Origin of the sequence: Streptomyces sp. NPDC014734 (assembly GCF_043083325.1) — a bacterium.
GTDB lineage: Bacteria > Actinomycetota > Actinomycetes > Streptomycetales > Streptomycetaceae > Streptomyces.
Map to the genome: position 1 here is coordinate 100,641 of NZ_JBIBYN010000025.1, position 19,047 is coordinate 119,687.

The window sequence follows — 19,047 nt, forward strand, 5'->3', positions numbered from 1 at the left end:
TTCGGAGGTGGACCCCTTCTGACATCTAGATCTGACATCAACGGCGGCGGTCACTGACGACCGGGACGCCTCCTGAGCAGCCGGTCCATGTGGCTCATGGCCTCGCGCTGCGTGTCCTGGACGACGTGTGTGTAGACGTCCATGGTGATGCTGATCTGGGAATGCCCAAGGATCTCCATCACCACGCGAGGCGCGACTCCGGCCGCCGTGAGAAGGGTGGCCGTGCCGTGCCGAGCGTCATGCAGCCGGATCACGCGGAGGCCGGCGGACTCGGCGACGCGGGTGAAGGAGCGGTAGACGTTCCGCGGCTCGACCTGGCGGCCGGTGCGGGTGGTGAAGACGTAGCCGGACTCCTGCCACCGCTCCCCCGCCTTGGCGCGAGCAGCTGCCTGCCGCATCCGGTGCCAGCGCAGGGGCGCGATGCAGAGGGCGGGCAGCGGGACGACCCGACGACGACGGCTCTTGGGATCGTCGTCGTAGAGGACGCCCCGACGGCGCTGGGTCTGCTGGCGGACGTGGAGGACGCGGTTGTCCAGGTCGAGGTCCGACCAGCGCAGCCCGACGATCTCACCCCGGCGAAGCCCCATGCCGATGGCGAGCACGAAGGCCGCGTACAGCGGGTCCTTGCGGGAGGCCGCCAGAAAGTCGAGCGTCTCGTCGAGGGTCCAGGGCCTCAGTTCACGGTTGTCGGTACGCGGCGGCTCGACGAGCTTGGCCACGTTGCGCGTGATCAGTTCCTCCCGGCAGGCGGAGGACAGCGCCGACCTCAGGACGCGGTGAGACTCCTTGGCGGTCGCCGCGGTGGTCTCCTTCTCCAGGCGAACGAGGAAGCGGCGTACGTCGGCGACGCCGAGGGATTCGAGCCGCTTGGCGCCGATCAACGGCACCAGGTACAGCCGGACATGCGCCTCATACTTGTCGTACGTACTGAGCTTCCGCCGAGGCTTGATGACGTTGTCCAGCCAGTACGGCAGCCACTCGGAAAGCTTGGCCGAGCGGGTGGGTACGGGCACGCCTTGGTCGACCTTGTCGAGCAGTTCCCGGCGCTTGGCGTCGCACTCGGCCCAGGTCTTGCCGTAGGCGAACTTGCGAGCGCGGGTGCCGTCCGGCTGGAGGACGTACACGGCGCACTGGTAACGGCCGTCCTTGCGCTTGGTGATGGTGCCGGCGCCGTTGGGATTGCGCTTGCGGGGACCGGCCATCAGGCAGCCTCCTCGATCTGGCCGAGGACGAAGTCACGAACGGCGACGTCGGGGATACGACGAGACCCGTCGATCTTGATCGAGACGAGACGGCGCGAGCGGATCAGGTCGTAGACCTTCGAGCGTCCGACCTTGAGACGCGCCATGACTTCCGGCACGGTCAGCAGTTCGGCGGTGACAGCGGTGGTCATGCTGCGGCTCCTTCCAGGGCGAGTTGGTCTTGCAGCGCTTCGCGTGCCGTCTCGCGGTTGAGCTGAAGGTCTCGGGCGATTGAGGCGGCGAGGGCGGATTCACCGGGGGTGTGGCCGTGGCCGGCGTACTGCCAGTCGGTGAGGACGAGGACGGTGTCCGGTTCGCGGGCGTCCAGGCTCAGGGCAGCGGCCTCTTGGGCAGCCCGGTAGTCGGCGCGGGCCTGGCGGAGGGCGCCGAGGGTGGTGGAGTAGCGGCGGGACTTGGAGGAGAAGTGGCCGCGGAAACCGAGCATGTGCGCCCAGGCCCAGAGGCGCCGGTCCGGGTAGAGGCTGTCCAGGTCGCGGCATGCGGTGATCAGGCGGCGGGTGTGGTCCGGGACCTGGTGGCGGTCGAGTTCGGCGAGTTCCCCGATGCGGCGGTCAAGCGTGCCGGTGTTCTCGGCTGCCTTGGTGGAGTACTTGGCGACGTAGGAGGCAACGGCCTGTTCGGTGATGTCGGAGCCGTCACCGAAGGCCTTCACCGGGCGGACGTCGATCTGTGTTCCCCAGCGGAAGGACCGGGCCAGTTGGTCCCCGGCGGACGGGACGGAGACGGACGTGTAGGAGTGCGCCGCGGCTGCGTGTATCGCGTCGGCGAGCAGGTCGACCGTTGCCCAGGCAGGTGGCGGCGTTCCGGGCCCCTCCGGGCCGTCGAGCCGGATCACCGCGTGGAAGTGCAGGGCGCCACGCTTCTGGAATTCGGCGACCTTGCCGTAGGAGACGCGGAGGCGGTCGGCGAGTTCTCGGCGGGTAAGGCCGGCGCGGGCGGCGAGTTCGCGACGCAGGCGTGTGGTGAAGCGCTGCCAGAGCTGTCCGGCGTGGTTGTTGAACAGGACGGCGCCCGCGTAGTCGTACGTGGCGGGGTCGAGGGCGGTGCCTATTTCCGGTGCTTCTGGGGCGTGTTGGGTGCCGCAGCGGCAGACGCCGCGGTCGGGCCGGTTGTGGACCGGGCCGAAGGAAGGGGCGGTGAGGGTGGCGAAGACGCGGGGGTGGTCCCTGACGGTGATGGGGACGTCCCGGCAGTCGTCACCGGCCAGGCCCGCACGGATGAGGTGGTAGGTGTCGCCCGCGTAGGTCCAGGCGCAGGACGGGCAGCGAGAGGCGCGGCGGTTGCCGCAGGCGAGGCGGAGGCGTCCGCCGGGTTCGTCGGCGGTGGTGTAGTGGTGCAGGGTCTCGCCGGTGGTCTTGTCCTTGTGGAGGGTCCAGCCGGTCAGGTGGATGGGGTCGGAGCAGCCGCCGGTACGGCGGATCTGGTCCTCCCAGCGCGTGTAGTCGGGAGCCGAGGCCACCCGCAGGAGGTCACCGAGGGTGGTCGGGTCGAGCAGCGGGGCAGGCACGGGCGAGGCGCGATGCGCCATGCTGGGTGCTTCCTTCCGGTTGTGAGATCGGACAGGGACGGCGCCCGGGCGGCGGATGCTTGGCGGTATCGAGGCCGCCCGGGGGCCGGTCAGCGTCGCTTGGCGTCGGCGTTGGCGAGGGAGCGGATCACCAGGGCGCAGACGGCGACCGAGGCGCCGGTAACGGCGACCGCGAGGAGCATGGAGACCAGGACAGCGCCGACGACCAGGACCACGGCCGTACCGCCGCCAACGAGGGCGAGGGCAGTGCCGAGGGTGAGCTGCACCGTGGGCCGTGACGGCGCCGAGGCGACCGGAGCAGGCGGCGGAACCTGCGCACTCGGCACGACGGTGGTCGGCTCCACCAACACAGGCGGCATGACGCGACCGGTGGGCATGGGATTGGTCGGGATCTTCGGGCGAAGCATCAGGGTTCTCCCTTCGGTTCGTGCTACTTGACGAAGCCGTTGACGACGGGGGCGAGCACGCTGTCGGCGAGGAGGAAGCCGCCGAGGAGGAGCACGGCGATGAGCCACCAGGGCGGGCGGATGAGCTTGACGCCGAGGTAGCCGACGGTGAGCAGCGCGAGCCAGAGCGGAACATCCATCGGGGTCGGCCTCCTAGCTGACGCGGCAGCGGTGGGTGCGGGCGGCGAGCTGCGCGGCAGACTGGCTGGAGTAGTCGGCGGACCAGCCGCACCGGTCGTTGGTGCACACGGCGGCGTGTTTGGTCCGGCCGCGGCGGTCGCGATGGGTGCCGATCTGTACGGGCCCGATCCGCATCACCGTGTGGAAGAAGTCGCGAGCGGGCATGTCAGTCGGTTTCCTCTCGGGTGGTGGTCGGGTCGGGGAAGGTGGCGCGGATGCCGGCGGCGGTGGCCGGGTCGGTGGTGCGCTGGGCGGCTTCCTCGGCGAGCAGGTGAGCGAGGTAGGGCCGGTTGACGGCGGTCATCTCGCGGGCGCCGTCGAGGTAGTCGGCGGCGGTCAGGTCGGCCGGGTCACGGGTCACGGCTTGTCTCCCTTCTGGATCAAGCGAGTTGGGCGGCGATGGCGTCGGCGAGATGGGGCGGGACGCCGAGGCGGGCGCGGAGAGTGTCGGTGTCGATCCGGACGCCGGTGCGGGCGTGGTGGTCGTCGGCGATCTTGCGGGCGTGGGCGACCAGCGCGGCCGCGACCGGCACACCTGTGGGCAGGGCCGGGGCTTCCTCGGCCTCCGGGGCGGCGACGGGTTCGGGCACCCGGCTCGACTCGGCACCGGCGGGGTCGTGATCCGTCTCGGGCGATGGGTCCGGAGCCGGGGCGGAAGGTGCCGGAGGAGTCGGGGCGGGGTCCGCGGATGAGTGGGCGAGGAGGGTGCCGCCCATGAACGCCAGGGCGGGCCAGGCGGCGACGAGGATGCGCAGCCAGGCCGGGACGCCGTTCAGGTTGAGCAGTCCGGCGGTGGCGACATTGGCGCCGAGGGAGGCGACCAGGGCGATGAGGAACCAGCACCAGGCCAGCCGGGACGACCCATCGGCGCGCAACCGACGCCAGGCGGCGACCAGGAGCAGGTCCACCGAGACCGGGTAGGCCCAGGCCTTCCAGCCGGTCTGCCCGGCAGCGGCGGCAAGGTCGTGCATGTGGGCGAAGGACAGTGCCCCGGCGATGACGGCCTGGACGAGTACGGCGTCGATGCGGAGAGCGGGGCGGGCCATCACGGCTCCTTCCTGTGATCAGGCATGGCGGGGTGGGGAACCGGCGCGAAGGGCGGTCGCGCCGACCGTGAGAGGGGTGGTGGATCAGGCGGTGGCGGGGGCTGCCTTCGACAGCGGTACGCGGGCCGAGTGCAGCGGGGCGACCGCGGGCCGGAAGGGCGCGAGGGCGGGCACCTCGGGGGCGCGGTCGGCGTGCTTGTTGCAGACGTTCACGGCCTGGCGCAGCGATATGTGCGGGGCGCGGATGCGGTGCCAGCCGCCGGTGGAGTCCCCGGCGATGGCAATGCCGCGCGTCTCAGCAGGAATCTGGATGGCAGCGAGTACGGCGTCCGGCGCCATGTCGCCGAAGGCCATGTTCGCGGACGTCTCGTCGTTGACGCGGTGCGCGGTGCGGCCGGTGAGCTGTGCGCGGAGCATCGTGATGCCCTTGCCCAGTTCGGAGCCGAAGCGTTGGCCGCAGATCTCCAGGTAGACGCCGGCCGCGCGGCCGAGCTGGGCGAGACGGACCAGAGCGGTGATGATCCGGTCCCGCCGTTTCTCTTCCTCCTTGTTGGCGAAGAGGGCGAGTTCGGCGACCTCGTCGACCAGGACGACGACCGGAACCGGCCGTAGATCCTCGGGCAGGTCCCAGATGTCGGCGGCGATCTCCGCGTCCGGCACGGCGACGCTGACCCGCTGCTCGGCGCGGATGAGTTGATACACCTCCTGCATGTGGGATACCAGCGCCTCCAGCAACTCCAATGCGGTGTCGGGGTTGTCGGCGAGCGCGGAGAAACGGCGTGCCAGCGGGAACAACTCGACCCCTTGCTTGCAGTCGATGCCGACCAACGCGACGTTGTGTGGGGCGAGCCCGGCGACGAGGTTGCGCTGATAGACGGACTTGCCGGACTCCGTGGCGCCGAGGGTCAGACCGTGCGGGACAGCGCGATAGTCCCGGTAGTGGACCGAGCCGTCCTCTCGCAGCGCGACAGGGATACGCATCGGTCGGGTGTCAGTCATGGCCGGCATCTGCACCCGCTTGAGTACGTCGTAGCCGGTCATCCCGATCTCGACCACACCCGACCGCAGCTCACGGGAGGTTACGCCGTACATCCCGAAGGAGTGGCGTAGCCGGTCCGAGGCGGCGGCGACATCGAAGGCGTCCTGTCCCGGGCGGAGTTTGAGCCTGAGGACCAGGCCTGTGTGGGTGGGCCTCAGCCACAGGATGCGTGGTGCGCGGGATTCCGGCGCCGGTCGGTTGGCTATCCGGGCCAGCATCAGTCGCCAGCGCAAAGGCGGAACCGTCAGCCCGCAGGCCTCCATGACGGAGGCGTAGCGGACCAGGACGCGCACGACAGCGAGGGTGACCCCGAAGGTCAGCCAGTACCAGGCGGGACGCCGCCACCGCAGGAGACCCGCAGCGGCGACGATCACCAGCAGTAAGACCGTCGGCCATGTCATGGCTCAGGCCACCTTCGAGCCCGTGCCTGTGGCTACCAACGAGGTGACGGCGACGGCGCGGAAGGCGATGCCGTGCCGCTTCTGGCCGTTGAACTCGTTCTCCCACGGCCGGGCGATCAGCCCCGTGAGGGCGGCCGGGGTGCCCATGGTCAGGTCGCCGGAGATGCCGGTCTCCGGAACGGTGATGGACAGGATCTCGACTTCGTCGTTGGCCGCGAACATCACGTCCACGGTCATCAACTGCGCGCCGGTCTCGGCGTCGGTGGCGATCTCGCCGGTACGGCGGTCCTTCACCTTCGGCTGCGGGGTCTTGGCGACCATCACGGTCGCGGCGGAGGTGTCGACGGGGATCTGACGCACAGCGAATCACTCCTCTATAGATGCCGAACTCCGTCACTCATGTATATGAGTGACATGAAGAAGAGTGCATCACTCCTGTACATGAGTCAACCCGCCGCGACATCAAAGTCACGACGGGTCGCAGGGAGTTGAGCGGGCGTCAGTCGTCAGCAGGGATCCGGTACTCGAAAACGAACTGGTCAGCAGCCATGAGCGTGTCGCAGACCTCAACCACGAGGCCGGTTGTCGTACGGGCCTCCCGGATGAGGTGAACCACCGGCGCACCCGGACTAAGCGCCAGCTCGGTGGCTTCCGCCTTGGAGGCCGGCCGGGCTTGCAGCGTCTCGACGAACTCGGCGAACTCATGCCCGTGGTCTTCGAGTCGGGCGTAGATGCCACCGCCGCCGGGGTTCTCGGCGAACAGCTCCGGGATCTCCTTCACGACATCCCACGGGAGATACGAGGAGGCGGTCTCGACCGGGGTGCCGTTGCGGAAGTAGAGACGCCGACGGGCGAGCACCTGAGTGCCGGCGGGGACGCCCAGTCGCTGAGCGGCATCCGCGGGGGCCTCCATGGGCCCGATATAGAGGACGCTCACCTTGGCAGTGGCGCCGGACTGCGCGGATTCCGCGAGGTACGCGGCCTTGCCGCCCTGCCGGAGCGAGCGCCGGAAGCGATCGGAGGAACGGTGCCGTACCGGCGGCCGGTCCTTCACGATCGAGCCCTTGCCGTGCCGGGTCTCGACGAGCCCGCTCGCCCGCACCTCGACCATGGCCTTGCGGATCGTGCCGCCAGACACGCCGTAGCGGTCCACCAGCTCAGACTCACTCGGCACCATGTCGCCAGGCTTGAGCACACCAGCCCTGATCTGCTGCACGATCTCGTCCGCGATCTGCACGTACCGAGGCCCGGACCTGCCCCCCTCTACCGCAGTTCCCATAGTCCTTCCATGCCTCCTATGCTCCTGTACATGAGTCAATCACAGGAAGCAACGTCGCCGCCGCTGCACTCCGTATCCGTAGCCGGAGTCGTGGTGCGCGAGGACGGGCGCCTCCTGGCGATCCGCCGAGCCGACAACGGCACCTGGGAGCTCCCCGGCGGCGTACTCGAACTCAACGAGGCCCCGGAGGCCGGCGTATCCCGCGAAGTCTGGGAAGAGACAGGCATCCACGTCGAGGTCGACGAACTCACCGGCGTCTACAAGAACACGACCCGAGGCATCGTCGCCCTGGTCTTCCGCTGCAAGCCCGCCGGCGGAACCGAGCGCACATCAAGCGAGTCAACAGCCGTCTCCTGGCTCACGCCCGACGAGGTCAGCGAGCGGATGTCCAAGGTCTACGCAGTCCGACTCCTGGACGCCCTGGACGGCAACGGCCCCCACGTACGAAGCCACGACGGCAAGCACCTCACCCCAGAGGGATAAGACTTTCCCTACTTCATCAAGGCACCCGGCTGCGCTCCGCTCCGCCGGGCGCGCTTCCCGGCTCTGGCTGCGCCCGCGCTCCTGCCTTCGGCCCGCTCGGCGCTGCCGCCGCCGACGCGCGCCCACAACTGGATAGGCCCGAGGGGCATGAGACGAGAACCAAGCCCGCGGCTTCAAGAGATGCCTCCGGCGGGGGCGCTCAGACTCCGGGATGGACGGGGCACCGTTCGCGAGTGCCGGCCGGAGCGTGGCGAGCGTCGTGGAGCTCCCATCCCGACCACCTTCGACCCAGGCAGAGCCGAGCAGTCGCGGCCCAGGGCGTCAAGGTCGTTCGTACAGTGGCGCGCTCCACCTTGACGCCCTGAACCACGACCGCTCCACAGTGTGTGGGTCGAAGGCGGACGGGATGGGAGATGGGGTGAGTGGTGGGAGAAGGTTCGGTGGTGATCTACCGCGGAGTACGTTTTGAGCAAATTTCCCCATTGCCGACTAACTGCCACCCTCAGCGCATACCATGTGTTCCCAACAGCGACCACAGAGGGGGGAGTTCATGGCTGAGCATTCCATCGCCGCCTACAAGATCACCGTACATAGGCGCCAGAAGAAGGATCCTCTCAAATTCGACAACTTCGACGATAATGGCTCCGACCTCCTTAAGGCGCTTCACGGGTATCTGAAATTCCTGGAAGAGGATGGATTCGATAACCCTGACAACAAGCAGATAATTAAAGCCCCAGAGATCTCCCATAGCAACCGACACATTCAGGCAACCTTGGGTCTTGGCGAATATGGCGTCACATCGGTATTTGAGGAGCGCGGTAGCGGGGCACCTCGCTTCAATCGCGAGCAAACCGACGTGGAGGTTTTGCACTATCGAAACCTTTTGATCCTACCCAAGGAAAGGGAAGTTGGCCTTTTCCTCACCGAGCGCGTTCACAATCGTGGCGTTTTTAGCATGTTTTCTAGCGGCTTGCGAAGGGCCTTCCGCAAGCGGTTTCCTGAATACGTTCTAGATATAAATAACCTCTCGCCAGAAGCAGCCGTTTCTCGAGTTCTCAATAGCGGGCACGTGAAAAAAATTCGACTCGTTCGAAATAGCGTACCTAGCGACATTGCTGATCGTTACGAGCTTAGTCAACACGAAACAGACCTTGGCACCATGGAAACGGTAATTTCTTCGCCCCGTCGCAGCAGCCTCGGTAAGAAAGTCATCGAGAGAGTAGTCCGCGGGGAAGCCGATGTGTCTCGGCTCCTCGAGTGGCAAGGCGTCGACTACAGCGACCTGCGGGTAGAGGTACGGGTGGGCCGTACGACTCGGACAGTGTCAGTGGCGTCTGGTAAGACTCCTGTAGTCACCTTCGAGATTGACGAGGGGCTCCTCGACGATGAGGGCTCCCTCTCGGACGAAGTCTTCTACCAGGAGGCGATTAAGGTTGCGCTTGACCTTGCGGAGGACATCAGCCTAACCCGTCCTTCGGTAGCGGAACAGCAGTTCACGTGGCCAGAAAACTGGAATGACTACCGGCTGGAGGTACCACCAAGTGAGGATGCTGAACCTTAAGCCAGTCTTCGTTGATCACTTCCAAACGCTTCGCACCGGAGATGGAGGGCGGGAAAGTGTATCCAAGTCAGACATCCTCACTCTCTACGCGCTTCCCGCAGCACTTCCCGCATCTGTGGCACTGACACACTGGAGGATTGGGGGAATCGGGGATCTCCTAACGGCACTCTCACTGATGTCCGGACTACTGTTCAATCTCCTGGTCTTGTCATTCGATGTTGCACTGAGGGCTGCCGCTCAAGTGCGCAGTTCCCAAGTCGAAAGCCTAGACACCAGCGTTAAGATTAAGCTAATTCGCCAACTGCAAGCCAACGCAACATATGGGCTAGTCATAGCCCTCACGGCAACGGTCATTCTCGCAGTCGGCGCGTCCCTAGATCTCAAGGATTTCAATCCCTGGATAACGGGAGTATTGACGTACCTCTTGGCTCATTTCGTTCTCGTTTTGATGGTCATCTTGAAGAGGATCCGCTCCATCTTCAGGAACGAACTCATCCCTTAAAGGACCTTACGGTTGAACGTGAATACTAAATGAGTGGGCGGCACGAGAAATGGCCCCTTGGCGCATTCAAACTTCCAGGGGGCCTTTGCCGAGTTGCCCGAATTAGAATCGCGTGATCAGGGTGCACTTGGTCGCCGTGCCGTACCTAGTGGACGAGCCCTGGCTGTACGTCAAGGGGAATCGACCTGCGCGATGCCCTGAAGCGGTCCTACTGGCCGGCGTGCAGCGGCTCGTGATGATGCCAGATGAGGTAACGGTCCTCTCGGCGTAGCTCCGCGGCACCCCACTCCAACGGCATCACTCCACGGCCCATAGAGCAGGCGTAGGCAACGAGGATCAAGCCGATTTCTGGGGGTAGCTGACCGAGGTCCCGGTGGGCTTCTTGCTCTTCAAGTTCTTCGAGCCCTAGGTCTAGTTCTCCTTGCATGGATTCCGGCCCGTGACGCCGAATCAGGTCTGCGCGCAAGCCAGTGGCTCGCCGGAGTCGTGCCGCGGTGACAGGCACGTCCGTCTTGGCATAACGGATCGGGTAGATCACGTTGTCGGCAACGATCACGACGGTTCGGGCTTGGAGACGGACCGCAGTTGCGCCGGGGAGATGTTCGAGGCGGCTGCGAGTTCCTCGTACTGCACGGCGTGGAGGCCGTGTCCGTACGCCTCCAGCGTTTGGGTATGCACGCCTTGGTGGCCGTTTCGCGCCCGCTCGTGGGCCCGCGTCAGGCACGCGGGGATGGCATCAGCCAGCGCACCCGCCACCTCGCCGAAGGTCTCCTTGGCCCACGGAATCACCACGCCCACCGTCCCGGCCCGAACCCCCGACACGCTAGTGCGCATTGGGGCGCATTCATGCATAGAGCCGGCGCACGGGGCGATCATAGATCGAAATCGGATGCCGAAATTTGACATCCGATTCCCATGTGTGAATGATGCTTACGGTCGCGCCTTGCGCTGTGAGGTGCGGCATCTCTCGAAGGAGGCCCATGAGCGAGACGGCATCGGACGTCGTGGAGTGGCAGCTCAAGCCCGGCGACCAGATCGAACGCAAGGCGCTGCACAGCAAGTTCGGAGGACGGACGCAGGGAGGTATCGGGCCGTCAGCCAAGACGCCCAACGTCTTCATCTTCACGGACCCTGTCGCCGGCGAGAAGCATGGCTACTACGACGACTGGATGCCGGACGGTCGCTTCCACTACAGCGGAGAAGGCCAGTACGGCGATCAGCGGATGATCTCCGGCAACGCCAGCATCTTGAACCACCAGGCTGAAGGGCGCGCGCTGCGCGTCTTTCAGGGCGCCCGCGGAACGATCACCTACCGCGGCGAGTTCACTGTTGACCAGGAGAACCCCTGGTACTCCGCGGATGCCCCCGAGACCGACGACGGCCCTCTCCGTAAGGTCATCGTCTTCCGGCTCAACCCGGTAGACACCGCGCCGCAGCAGCCCGCCACCAAGCTCGGCCGGCTGCTCATCTCTCACCCCAACCAGGTGGACGACCTCCCCTTGGAGAGAAACGAGAGCGAGACCACGTTCGTCAACCCGAACCAGGAGCCCTACGAGGCCGACCGCAAGGAAGCCCGCCTGGTCAAGGCGTTCGCCGACTACCTGACCAGCAATGGCCACCAGTCCGGCCGGCAGCGTATCCTGCCCCCCGGTGAAAGCCGCCCCCTCTTCACCGACCTCCACGCCAAGGGACTCGGTCTCCTGATCGAGGCCAAGGGCAGCGTCACCCGCGAGAACATCCGCATGGCCATCGGACAGCTCGCGGACTACAGCAGGTTCGTCGACCACACCATCCGCGCCATCCTGCTCCCCTCCGAACCGCGGGAAGACCTCTTGGCCCTGGCCAAGACCCAGAACTGCGCCGTGATCTGGCCCGAAGGCAAGGGGTTCATCAGCACCAACCCCGACGCACTCCCGTAGCGGCAAGCCCTGTACCGCAGCGCAGTGCCGCAACCCCAGCAACCGCCCCCTGTACGCCACCAGCTCTTTGGGGCCCTGTAGTGGCCGGCATGGCCGTTACTGACCGATCCTGCTAGAGCTACGGATCAGAAGGTGCCAACGCCGCATCGTTCAGGTCCGTGTTAACTGGCAGGCTCCGTGCTGGGCCATGCCCCTGACCGCTGACGCGGTCAGGGGCCGTGTACCTACGTGGTGAGCTGCCACTCGTTCCCTTCAGAAGCGGTGATTTTCACTCATCCCCAGAAGGTGACCACGGCTGGTCGCCACGCGGAGCACGTCTCGCAAGGCCCCAAACAACTCCTTAGCCAGCAGCCGCAAGTCCTCCAGGTCCGCTTCTTCGTCACCAAGAGCTTCCGAGGCCTGTTCCAGCAGATCGGCCGCCATCCCGAGTTGCACCGCCTCGATGTTGTCCGCCAGGCGGGACATGTGGCTGTCTCCGTCATCGGTGCTGAGATAGCTGGGCTTGTCATCTGGGCCCGACCAAGGGAGAAGCCGCAATTCGTCTCGGGGCGTCATCCTTGTACTCGTCTCTCGTTGATCACATGGTGGGTAGTGAAGATCGCATCGATACGATCCCCCGGGAACACCAGATGCGCGGCCTCCACCACGCGACCGGCGCTGTCGGCGACAACGCGAGTGATCGCGAGAACTGCAATGGCGGAACTGGTCCGAAGCGTCGACGCTTCGTCCGGGGTCGGAGGGCGGGCACAAACCGTCTCCCGGATCTCTACAGGCGGCGAGGTCGGCACGGTAGGGCCCGTGACCATCCCCTCGAATGTGCACTCGCCGGCCAGCCCTGCGGCCGACGTCAGATCGCGAGGGACGTAGACACGGGCCAGACTGTGCGAAGTCTCCCCCTCCAGGCTGAGGCAGAAGTACTCGGTCAAAGGGCTCCCATCCAGCACCCCCAACAGTTTTGTCAGGTGTCCGTGTGCTCGGATCTCGGTCTTGCGCACAGTGACGCGCAAGGCTGTGTCTGCGGCAGTTGACAGGCCCAGTGAGGTCCGCCCGCCGACGTACGTGATCTTGCGAAACCGACGGCGAACGAAATTCCCCTTGCCCTGGATCTTCTGGACGAGCCCTTCCCTCTCAAGCACCGCGAGCGCGCCGCGCAGAGTCGGCGTACTGACCATGTATTGACAGGCCAATTCGGCTTCGGACGAAAGGCGTTCGCCCGGCTTGAGGTGACCGGCGGTGATCCGGCGTCGGAGATCGTCGGCAATGGCATGACGGCGCGAAGAGACGAACTCGGTCATTTCCTTCCCGCCATTCGCCCGACGATGTGCCGGGTACGAGCGTGATTGATCAGCAGCTCGCCCCTCTCGAAGCGTCGCTGCGTGACGCTATGCAGCAGTTGGCACAGGTGACTCCTCCGGCACGCTCGCCCTCCGTCCTGGATGACGACGTCGCGCTGCACGGTGATCGAGGCGAACTCGACGCTGGACAGCGGCACAGCATTGGCTGTCCGCCCCCTCACCGCTGCACCTCCCCGGGCACGGTCTGGGCGAACGGTGTGTGGCAGGGGCAGTTGCACGCTTCGTAGATCACCGGAACGCCGGCCGGCGCCGGATCCGGAGAGGACTCCGTACAGGCGTGGTGCGTACCGATCCCGCAGTCGATCGAGCGGCGGGAAGCCACCTTGGCGGGCGTGATTCTGGGCCGTTGACGAGGAGGCATCAGAGGGCCCCCGCGAGAGTCGACCAGGGCTCGGTCGACAGATGGGGATCCGGGGCCATCGAGCGCAGCCGTACCCGCTTCTCCCAGGCCAGCACATAGGGGCGGACAAGTTCGATGTCCTCACCCGTGAGCCAGTCCGTGTGGTCTACGCGGTCCGAGATTCGCACCCGGGAGGCCATCGACCTGTCGGTGGGCGCAGGGGATGCGAGAACAGCCGTCGGGCGGGAGGGGGTTAAGGGGCGGCGGTGTCTGCCCCCGGGAAAGTACCGCTCTCTGGCGAGCGAGACAGTACGGCGGATACGGTTGAACACGCTATTCAGCTCCTATCGCTGATGGCTCGGTCCCCCGACATCGCCCGTCGTGGGGACCGCTTTGCGTACGACCGCCCAGAGGATGCGGCCGTTCAGGCTGGTGGCGAGGAGCCCGAACCGATCGGCTTCGGCCACCACTTCCAGAACCTCTCGCCATGACTCGACGGAGAGCCATTCCGGCACCTCCGTTTCGACCGTCGTGTATTCGGCGTGCTCCTCCAGCCGCGCGGGGAGCCCGACGAACGACAGCCGGGCGGCGATGGCCGCCGCGCTCACTCCTGAAGCGGGCACAGGGCAGCCTCCGTCACCGGCAGTCACTTTCAGTGAAGCTAGTTAACTAGGTTAGAGCTAGTGGACTAGATTTTCCATATGCCTGAGCAGCCGCCCTATCTCCGCATCGCCGACGAACTCCGGCGGCGGATCGCGGAGCACGTATGGGAGCCGGGCGATCGTTTGCCCTCCCGCGCCCAGATCGGCCAGGAGTGCGGCGTGGGCGAGAACGTGGTTCGCCGGGCGCAGGAGCTGCTGATCTCCCAAGGCGTGTTGGAGGGCCGAGCCGGGTCGGGAACGTACGTCGCCGAACCGCGAGAGCGGGTGAGGGTCGTCCGTTCAACGGCGCGCGAGCAGCCCGATGCCTCCCCGTTCCGTACGGACATGAAGGCCATGGGCAAGCGGGGCGACTGGGAGAGTCTGACCGACGCCAAGGTCCCCGCTCCGGCGGAGATCGCGGTTCGACTGGGTATCGCCGAGGGAGATCTGTGCGTCCGCACGACGTACGAGTTCCTGGCCGACGGCAGGCCAGTGCAGTTGTCGACGAGTTGGGAGCCCTACGACCTCACCGCCGGCACTCTTGTCGTCCTTCCCGAGGGAGGACCGCACGCTGGGGCCGGAGTCGTGAACCGTATGGCCGCGATCGGCATCACCGTCAGCCATGCCGTGGAGCGGCCGGAGCCGCGGCAGGCGACCGCCGATGAGGCATCGCTCCTGGGCATCCAGAAGGCCGCCTTCGTCACGCACATCCGCCGGACGTACTACAGCGACCAGGGGCGGCCCGTGGAGACGGCGAACATCGTAGTGCCGGCGGCACTGTGCGAGATCGTCTACGAGGTTTCGATCAACTGCTAACGAGGGCGGCATGCATGACGAGCGGCTGTCTGATGAGGAACTGGAGCTGTTCGTTCAGTACCTGCACCGGTTCGCGAACCACGACGTGGATATCTTCCTGAACCTGGAAGCCGGGGATCCCGAGCATCCCGTCTACGTGACGTTCTGCAGGGACTATCCCCCGTTCGGGGAAGCCTCGGACTTTCGGCGGCCGTTCGCAGACCGGCGGCAGTCGACATCCGCAACGGACATCAACGATGGTGAATGAGGCTTCTGTGAGTGCAGATCGTTCGGCGGACACTGGCCGCATGACGGCGACGGTTTGGGTCGATGACTGGCAGATCCAGTGCTGCGGACAGAGCTTCGCGCCAGGGGATGTTGTCTCGTGGACGCTGCTGGAGGTCGATCCGGAGGACTACGCCGACATTGTCGGTGGCGAGCGTGCGGCAGGGATCGACTTCTGCGAGGAGCATCACGGGCGGGATGAGGGTCGTGCACCTGTCCGGCTGGAGGTGCTGTCGGTAGATGAGGTGCACTGCCATTACGAGGTGCCCGCGGGCAGTGCGTCCAACATCCACCATCCCGTGCCGGGCACGACCGTTCTGGTTCCGGTTGAGGCGGCGGATGGGCGGGCGGAGGCGCGGCCGGGGTTGCGCTTCGTGGGGTATCTGGTGACCGCCCGGCGTGCCACGGACGTGGCAGGAGGATCGGCTGTTCGCGGTCAATGAGGGAGCCAGCGGGACAGGCTTCCGGTTCGGGCGCTGTGCAGCAGCTCCGTACCGCAACCACAGCAATGGACCCCGTCCGGTAGCCCCTCTCCGGGGCCTCAAAGCGGCCGGTATGACCGTCGCTGACAGTTCTCGCTAGAGCTTACGGATCGGAAGGCTTTCTGACATCCACGGCTGACATCAACGACACCGGACGGGGGCGTACACCACCGTCTCTGCCCGGCCCACGCACCAGCCGACAGCCGCAGCCGAAGCGGGCTCGGATCGAACTCCTAAAGCGGGTGTCGCAGGTTCGAATCCTGCCGGGGGCACAACGCATTACCGCTCTGACCTGCGGTTTCTCCCCCAGGGAGGGGTCTTACTCGGCCTCGGACTTCTCGTCCGGGGCCGTTTGCGTGAGCGGTGCGTGAGCGGACGGGGCGCGATCTCTCCCTGCCCAAGATCCGCCACCGCCTCACCGCCACCAGTCCTGAACCGGTCACCGCCCGGCCGGCCGACCCCTGGCACCAGGCCACTGCCGCCACCGAACGCATCCCCGACCACCTCACCCACGGAGACGACCAGATCGCTCAAGGCCAGCTCGTCGCGCTCGGCGGAGCCCTCGACCTGCTGCCCCTCGCCGCACCAGCCGCCGCGAGGAGCGAGCTCGAACGGGCCGCCGCCCTCTTCGAGCGCGCCACCCGCTCCCGCATCACCGCCGACCTCGGCAGCGCCCGCGTCCTGCGCCGCAGCGTCCAGACGATCCTGCGCACCCCTGCCGCGACGCGCGACGGGGCCGGGCTGGTGATGCTGCTGGACGCCGCCCTCATCGCCGTGGCCTTCGCGAAGCACTGGCACCGCACCCACCAGCACGCCCAACAGGAGGCAGCAGCCCAGCAGGCCCTCGTCCACCTCCAGACCGCGTACGCCCAGGTCGCCGTCCCGGTCCTGGACGATCTCGCCCGTCGCGCCCCCGGTATCCAGACCAAGCAGCGTTACGCCCGCCACCTCCAGCAGGCCGTCCCCGAGCACGCCGATCGCATCATGAAGGACCCCGCCTGGGACGCCCTCGCCACCGTCCTCGCCGACGCGGAGACAGCCGGCCACAGCCCGTCCACCCTCCTCGACCAGGCCCTCGGCCAACGCGCTCTCGATGACGCCCGCAACCCAGCCCGCGCCCTGACCTGGCGCATCCACCGCCTCGGGCAACGCCACACACCTAGCCCCCTCGCCCAGGCAGCCACAGCCCGCAGCACCACACGGCTCCCTGCCACCCCGTTCCACACGCCGGCGGCCACACCGACCGCCGTACAGCAGCCGCAGGTGCGGCGGCGTTGACCGACCCTCGTGTTCCCCGAGAGAACAGGGAAAGCGTTCCCTCGGGGAACACCCGATTCGTTCCCTCCGGGAACGGGCGCGTCCCGCCGAGACAGACCAGTGATCCTTGTGCGTCTGCACGGCCGACTCCCGTATCGTCGCCAGGGTGACCGACGCGAACGTGGCGGACAGGACGCACCTCCCCGCAGACGATCTTGCCGAGCTGATCCGGGCATACGACATCGGCGAAGTGCTGGACCGACAGCACCTGGCCGATGGCCTCATGAACGTGAACTGGCGGCTGGACACCCGGGCCGGGAGGTTCGCCCTCAAGCGGGTCACGGACGTGCCGCTCGATCGACTGCGTCGCAACCTCGCAGTCCTTCCTGTCCTGGCTTCGTACGGCGTCCCCGCATGTGCCCCGCTCCCCACCGTCCACGGCGATGTGATCGCAGAGGTCCGCGGTGGCGTCTACTGCCTCTTTTCCTGGTCGGCCGGGGAACACGTTCGCGGAACTGACCTGTCGCTGACGCAGACGTCCAACCTCGGCACACACCTCGCGGGACTCCATACGGCACTCGGCCGTGCTGCCGATGAGGCCGGGATGACCGCAGTGCCGGCCTCGGTCACCGCTGAGGTGACCGAGGCCGGCCGAGCCGTCCAGAAGGCTGACCGGCTTGCCGGAGCCGTGTCGGCCCGGGGCGCGGGCGACGCTTTCGACAGGGCCGCGGGGACTGCCCTCGAAGAGCGCAAGATCCTCCTCGACAAGCACGCCCACCTCCGCCCCGAGGGAGACACCCCTGCGGGCCCGCATGGCTGGACGCACGGTGACTTCCAGTACCGGAACCTCCTCTGGACGGACGGCGGACTGGTCGCCGTCCTGGACTGGGACCGGCTCGGAGTCCGCCCGTACGCGGAAGAAGTCGTTCGTACGGCGCAGGTGCAGTTCGGGGTGGAGGGCGTGTTCGACCTGGAGCGGGTGGCGACGTTCGTGGCCGGCTACCGGTCGGTGATGCCGTTGGAACCGTCCGCATTGCTCAACGCCGCGCAACGACTGTGGTGGAAGCGGATGACGGACTTCTGGCAGCTCGAGTTCCACTACGACCGGGGCGACCACTCCTGCGACGAGCTGTTCATCGCCGACGAGGCGCTTCTTCACTGGTGGACGGAGCGGCTCGACGCGGTGGAGCGGGCATTCACCGGATCTGCCTAGATCCCCAGCTCCCGAAGCTTGGGCAGGCACGGTCGCGTGAACGTGACCGCCTGACGCCGGGCCCTCATGCCCAGCGCCTCGTGGTCCGCCTCCCGGATCGCGCTTGCCCACGTCTCGGGGCCGGCTGTGCTCGGCAGGACGATTCCGGCGCCGCCGATGGCTTCGGGGATGCCGCCCCGGTCGACCCCGATGCTCGGGACGCCGTGGAGCGCGGCCTCGACGATCACGCGGGGGAAGGCATCTTCCACGGTGGACGGGACCAGCAGCAGGCGATGGCTGCGGTACAGAGGCCCCATGTCGTACACGCGGGGCACGTACGTCACGTTCGGGTAAGCGGCGAAGTCGGCGGCCGTGTCCCACCAGCCTTCGACCAAGGTGAAGTGCTGTTCCGGCATGAGCCGGAGGAGTCGGTGCAGTAGCTCGGATCCCTTGGCGGGGATGGGGTTGATCATGAGTACGGACGCGGTGCGGGCCTCGCCCGAGCCCTCCCCGGGCAGCGCGAACGGCGGGTACATCACGGCGAGGCGGGTGCCAGGCGTGTGGGGTGCGCGTGCCCGGACGAAATCCGACACGGCGAGGCCGTAGTGGGGTCGGCCGGCGAGGACCCCCAGTCCGGTGGCCGAGACGGAGTGCAGGAGGCCGGCGACGAGCGCGGTCGGTCTGGCTTGGACGGCGAGCTGCGCCGAGCCCTCCTGCGAGGTGAACACGACATCGGGGCGGAGATCTCCCAGGAGGCTGCCCAGCGCGTGCTCCACGTTGTTCTGCATGAACGCCGCGCACTCGACCCCATTCCACCGGTAGCGCAGGGTGCCTTCCGCCTCGTCGTACGCGACGCGATGCCTGTCGAGGTGGGCGCGCATGTCGGGGAGCTGGGTGCCTCCGTCCCAGGGAGCCTCGTGTGAGCCGAGGTAAGTGACGTGCCACCCGGCGGCGGCGAGTTCCTCGGCGAGGAGCTGCTGGGTGACCTCGGCGCCGCCGATGAGGAACGGGGGCGGGGTGCGGCGCCAGGTGAACAGGGCGGTGGGCATCTTCC

General features: G+C 66.9%; 25 protein-coding genes and 1 pseudogene. 9 read left to right on the plus strand and 17 right to left on the minus strand.

All coding sequences use genetic code 11. The features are described 5' to 3' along the window. Positions 1 to 50 precede the first annotated feature (50 nt). From ACF1CT_RS31135 to ACF1CT_RS31185, 11 genes are all read right to left on the minus strand, one after another. Positions 51 to 1,202 carry a tyrosine-type recombinase/integrase gene (locus ACF1CT_RS31135; RefSeq protein WP_391787332.1) on the minus strand — a complete coding sequence of 384 codons (1,152 nt, stop codon included), beginning with the start codon at positions 1,200 to 1,202 and terminating at the stop codon, positions 51 to 53. Next, positions 1,202 to 1,393 carry a helix-turn-helix domain-containing protein gene (locus ACF1CT_RS31140; RefSeq protein WP_391787333.1) on the minus strand — a complete coding sequence of 64 codons (192 nt, stop codon included), beginning with the start codon at positions 1,391 to 1,393 and terminating at the stop codon, positions 1,202 to 1,204. The genes ACF1CT_RS31135 and ACF1CT_RS31140 overlap by 1 nt, the downstream gene beginning before the upstream one ends. Continuing rightward, positions 1,390 to 2,769, minus strand: coding sequence for a replication initiator protein RepSA (repSA, locus tag ACF1CT_RS31145; RefSeq protein WP_391787370.1), 1,380 nt, complete (start codon positions 2,767 to 2,769; stop codon positions 1,390 to 1,392). Before repSA ends, ACF1CT_RS31140 begins: the two co-directional genes overlap by 4 nt. 110 nt (positions 2,770 to 2,879) lie before the next feature. After that, the gene (locus tag ACF1CT_RS31150; RefSeq protein WP_391787334.1) at positions 2,880 to 3,197 is read right to left on the minus strand and encodes a SpdD-like protein; all 318 of its coding nucleotides are present in this window, start codon (positions 3,195 to 3,197) and stop codon (positions 2,880 to 2,882) included. 23 nt (positions 3,198 to 3,220) lie between these two features. After that, entirely contained in the window at positions 3,221 to 3,376 is a 156-nt protein-coding gene (locus ACF1CT_RS31155) for a hypothetical protein (protein WP_266690365.1), read from the minus strand. A 13-nt stretch (positions 3,377 to 3,389) separates the two neighbouring features. Beyond that, positions 3,390 to 3,581, minus strand: coding sequence for a mobile element transfer protein (locus ACF1CT_RS31160; RefSeq protein WP_391787335.1), 192 nt, complete (start codon positions 3,579 to 3,581; stop codon positions 3,390 to 3,392). Between the two features lies 1 nt (position 3,582). Continuing rightward, complete coding sequence (locus ACF1CT_RS31165; protein ID WP_391787336.1) at positions 3,583 to 3,777, minus strand: hypothetical protein; 195 nt, start codon at positions 3,775 to 3,777, stop codon at positions 3,583 to 3,585. 19 nt (positions 3,778 to 3,796) lie between these two features. Next, the gene (locus ACF1CT_RS31170; RefSeq protein WP_391787337.1) at positions 3,797 to 4,462 is read right to left on the minus strand and encodes a DUF2637 domain-containing protein; all 666 of its coding nucleotides are present in this window, start codon (positions 4,460 to 4,462) and stop codon (positions 3,797 to 3,799) included. Positions 4,463 to 4,546: 84 nt separating this feature from the next. Further along, positions 4,547 to 5,902 carry an FtsK/SpoIIIE domain-containing protein gene (locus tag ACF1CT_RS31175; protein WP_391787338.1) on the minus strand — a complete coding sequence of 452 codons (1,356 nt, stop codon included), beginning with the start codon at positions 5,900 to 5,902 and terminating at the stop codon, positions 4,547 to 4,549. A 3-nt stretch (positions 5,903 to 5,905) separates the two neighbouring features. Continuing rightward, positions 5,906 to 6,262, minus strand: a complete 357-nt coding sequence (locus tag ACF1CT_RS31180; RefSeq protein ID WP_384221436.1) for a hypothetical protein — start codon at positions 6,260 to 6,262, stop codon at positions 5,906 to 5,908. 139 nt (positions 6,263 to 6,401) lie between these two features. Then, positions 6,402 to 7,181: a GntR family transcriptional regulator gene (locus ACF1CT_RS31185; protein WP_351837354.1), complete on the minus strand. Its 780-nt coding sequence runs from the start codon at positions 7,179 to 7,181 to the stop codon at positions 6,402 to 6,404. An 18-nt stretch (positions 7,182 to 7,199) separates the two neighbouring features. On the opposite strand from ACF1CT_RS31185, the gene ACF1CT_RS31190 reads away from it, so the two are divergent. The 3 genes from ACF1CT_RS31190 to ACF1CT_RS31200 all read left to right on the plus strand — a co-directional run bounded on the left by ACF1CT_RS31190 (position 7,200) and on the right by ACF1CT_RS31200 (position 9,727). Then, positions 7,200 to 7,664: an NUDIX hydrolase gene (locus ACF1CT_RS31190; protein WP_391787371.1), complete on the plus strand. Its 465-nt coding sequence runs from the start codon at positions 7,200 to 7,202 to the stop codon at positions 7,662 to 7,664. A gap of 550 nt (positions 7,665 to 8,214) precedes the next feature. Further along, a complete protein-coding gene (locus tag ACF1CT_RS31195; protein WP_391787339.1) occupies positions 8,215 to 9,225 on the plus strand; it encodes a hypothetical protein in 1,011 nt (336 codons plus the stop codon). Then, positions 9,206 to 9,727 (plus strand): hypothetical protein, encoded by a 522-nt coding sequence (locus ACF1CT_RS31200; protein WP_391787340.1) that lies wholly within the window; start codon positions 9,206 to 9,208, stop codon positions 9,725 to 9,727. The genes ACF1CT_RS31195 and ACF1CT_RS31200 overlap by 20 nt, the downstream gene beginning before the upstream one ends. A 552-nt stretch (positions 9,728 to 10,279) precedes the next feature. Here the strand turns inward: ACF1CT_RS31200 and ACF1CT_RS31205 are convergent. Further along, entirely contained in the window at positions 10,280 to 10,519 is a 240-nt protein-coding gene (locus tag ACF1CT_RS31205) for a hypothetical protein (RefSeq protein WP_391787341.1), read from the minus strand. Positions 10,520 to 10,707: 188 nt separating this feature from the next. Between ACF1CT_RS31205 and ACF1CT_RS31210 the strand changes: the two genes are divergently transcribed. Next, the gene (locus ACF1CT_RS31210) at positions 10,708 to 11,646 is read left to right on the plus strand and encodes a restriction endonuclease (RefSeq protein WP_391787342.1); all 939 of its coding nucleotides are present in this window, start codon (positions 10,708 to 10,710) and stop codon (positions 11,644 to 11,646) included. 252 nt (positions 11,647 to 11,898) lie between these two features. On the opposite strand, the gene ACF1CT_RS31215 is transcribed toward ACF1CT_RS31210, so the two are convergent. The 4 genes from ACF1CT_RS31215 to ACF1CT_RS31230 all read right to left on the minus strand — a co-directional run bounded on the left by ACF1CT_RS31215 (position 11,899) and on the right by ACF1CT_RS31230 (position 13,964). Then, entirely contained in the window at positions 11,899 to 12,201 is a 303-nt protein-coding gene (locus ACF1CT_RS31215) for a hypothetical protein (RefSeq protein ID WP_391787343.1), read from the minus strand. After that, on the minus strand, positions 12,198 to 12,941 hold the full coding sequence (locus ACF1CT_RS31220) for a GntR family transcriptional regulator (protein WP_391787344.1): 744 nt from the start codon (positions 12,939 to 12,941) through the stop codon (positions 12,198 to 12,200). Before ACF1CT_RS31220 ends, ACF1CT_RS31215 begins: the two co-directional genes overlap by 4 nt. A 420-nt stretch (positions 12,942 to 13,361) precedes the next feature. Continuing rightward, positions 13,362 to 13,529, minus strand: a complete 168-nt coding sequence (locus tag ACF1CT_RS31225) for a hypothetical protein (RefSeq protein ID WP_391787345.1) — start codon at positions 13,527 to 13,529, stop codon at positions 13,362 to 13,364. 156 nt (positions 13,530 to 13,685) lie between these two features. Continuing rightward, positions 13,686 to 13,964: a hypothetical protein gene (locus ACF1CT_RS31230; protein ID WP_391787346.1), complete on the minus strand. Its 279-nt coding sequence runs from the start codon at positions 13,962 to 13,964 to the stop codon at positions 13,686 to 13,688. Positions 13,965 to 14,042: 78 nt separating this feature from the next. Here ACF1CT_RS31230 and ACF1CT_RS31235 point away from each other — a divergent pair, with 78 nt between their 5' ends. The 5 genes and pseudogenes from ACF1CT_RS31235 to ACF1CT_RS31255 all read left to right on the plus strand — a co-directional run bounded on the left by ACF1CT_RS31235 (position 14,043) and on the right by ACF1CT_RS31255 (position 18,014). Then, positions 14,043 to 14,798, plus strand: coding sequence for a GntR family transcriptional regulator (locus ACF1CT_RS31235; protein WP_391787347.1), 756 nt, complete (start codon positions 14,043 to 14,045; stop codon positions 14,796 to 14,798). Between the two features lie 10 nt (positions 14,799 to 14,808). Then, positions 14,809 to 15,045, plus strand: a complete 237-nt coding sequence (locus ACF1CT_RS31240) for a hypothetical protein (protein ID WP_391787348.1) — start codon at positions 14,809 to 14,811, stop codon at positions 15,043 to 15,045. A 40-nt stretch (positions 15,046 to 15,085) separates the two neighbouring features. Then, on the plus strand, positions 15,086 to 15,505 hold the full coding sequence (locus ACF1CT_RS31245) for a DUF6578 domain-containing protein (protein ID WP_391787349.1): 420 nt from the start codon (positions 15,086 to 15,088) through the stop codon (positions 15,503 to 15,505). Positions 15,506 to 15,928: 423 nt separating this feature from the next. After that, positions 15,929 to 16,822: pseudogene (locus tag ACF1CT_RS31250) on the plus strand (mobilization protein); the annotation flags it as partial. A gap of 106 nt (positions 16,823 to 16,928) precedes the next feature. Beyond that, positions 16,929 to 18,014: a phosphotransferase gene (locus ACF1CT_RS31255; RefSeq protein WP_391787350.1), complete on the plus strand. Its 1,086-nt coding sequence runs from the start codon at positions 16,929 to 16,931 to the stop codon at positions 18,012 to 18,014. Here ACF1CT_RS31255 and ACF1CT_RS31260 read toward each other — a convergent pair. Further along, the gene (locus tag ACF1CT_RS31260) at positions 18,011 to 19,042 is read right to left on the minus strand and encodes a glycosyltransferase (protein WP_391787351.1); all 1,032 of its coding nucleotides are present in this window, start codon (positions 19,040 to 19,042) and stop codon (positions 18,011 to 18,013) included. The genes ACF1CT_RS31255 and ACF1CT_RS31260 overlap by 4 nt on opposite strands. Between the last annotated feature and the right edge of the window lie 5 nt (positions 19,043 to 19,047).

Excerpts from the sequence above, each read along its gene's own strand:
- ACF1CT_RS31135 (WP_391787332.1), bottom strand. The coding sequence starts at position 1,202 with ATGGCCGGTCCCCGCAAGCGCAATCCCAACGGCGCCGGCACCATCACC.
- ACF1CT_RS31140 (WP_391787333.1), bottom strand. The coding sequence starts at position 1,393 with ATGACCACCGCTGTCACCGCCGAACTGCTGACCGTGCCGGAAGTCATG.
- ACF1CT_RS31150 (WP_391787334.1), bottom strand. The coding sequence starts at position 3,197 with ATGCTTCGCCCGAAGATCCCGACCAATCCCATGCCCACCGGTCGCGTC.
- ACF1CT_RS31155 (WP_266690365.1), bottom strand. The coding sequence starts at position 3,376 with ATGGATGTTCCGCTCTGGCTCGCGCTGCTCACCGTCGGCTACCTCGGC.
- ACF1CT_RS31160 (WP_391787335.1), bottom strand. The coding sequence starts at position 3,581 with ATGCCCGCTCGCGACTTCTTCCACACGGTGATGCGGATCGGGCCCGTA.
- ACF1CT_RS31170 (WP_391787337.1), bottom strand. The coding sequence starts at position 4,462 with ATGGCCCGCCCCGCTCTCCGCATCGACGCCGTACTCGTCCAGGCCGTC.
- ACF1CT_RS31175 (WP_391787338.1), bottom strand. The coding sequence starts at position 5,902 with ATGACATGGCCGACGGTCTTACTGCTGGTGATCGTCGCCGCTGCGGGT.
- ACF1CT_RS31185 (WP_351837354.1), bottom strand. The coding sequence starts at position 7,181 with ATGGGAACTGCGGTAGAGGGGGGCAGGTCCGGGCCTCGGTACGTGCAG.
- ACF1CT_RS31190 (WP_391787371.1), top strand. The coding sequence starts at position 7,200 with ATGCTCCTGTACATGAGTCAATCACAGGAAGCAACGTCGCCGCCGCTG.
- ACF1CT_RS31195 (WP_391787339.1), top strand. The coding sequence starts at position 8,215 with ATGGCTGAGCATTCCATCGCCGCCTACAAGATCACCGTACATAGGCGC.
- ACF1CT_RS31210 (WP_391787342.1), top strand. The coding sequence starts at position 10,708 with ATGAGCGAGACGGCATCGGACGTCGTGGAGTGGCAGCTCAAGCCCGGC.
- ACF1CT_RS31215 (WP_391787343.1), bottom strand. The coding sequence starts at position 12,201 with ATGACGCCCCGAGACGAATTGCGGCTTCTCCCTTGGTCGGGCCCAGAT.
- ACF1CT_RS31220 (WP_391787344.1), bottom strand. The coding sequence starts at position 12,941 with ATGACCGAGTTCGTCTCTTCGCGCCGTCATGCCATTGCCGACGATCTC.
- ACF1CT_RS31235 (WP_391787347.1), top strand. The coding sequence starts at position 14,043 with ATGCCTGAGCAGCCGCCCTATCTCCGCATCGCCGACGAACTCCGGCGG.
- ACF1CT_RS31240 (WP_391787348.1), top strand. The coding sequence starts at position 14,809 with ATGCATGACGAGCGGCTGTCTGATGAGGAACTGGAGCTGTTCGTTCAG.
- ACF1CT_RS31245 (WP_391787349.1), top strand. The coding sequence starts at position 15,086 with ATGACGGCGACGGTTTGGGTCGATGACTGGCAGATCCAGTGCTGCGGA.
- ACF1CT_RS31260 (WP_391787351.1), bottom strand. The coding sequence starts at position 19,042 with ATGCCCACCGCCCTGTTCACCTGGCGCCGCACCCCGCCCCCGTTCCTC.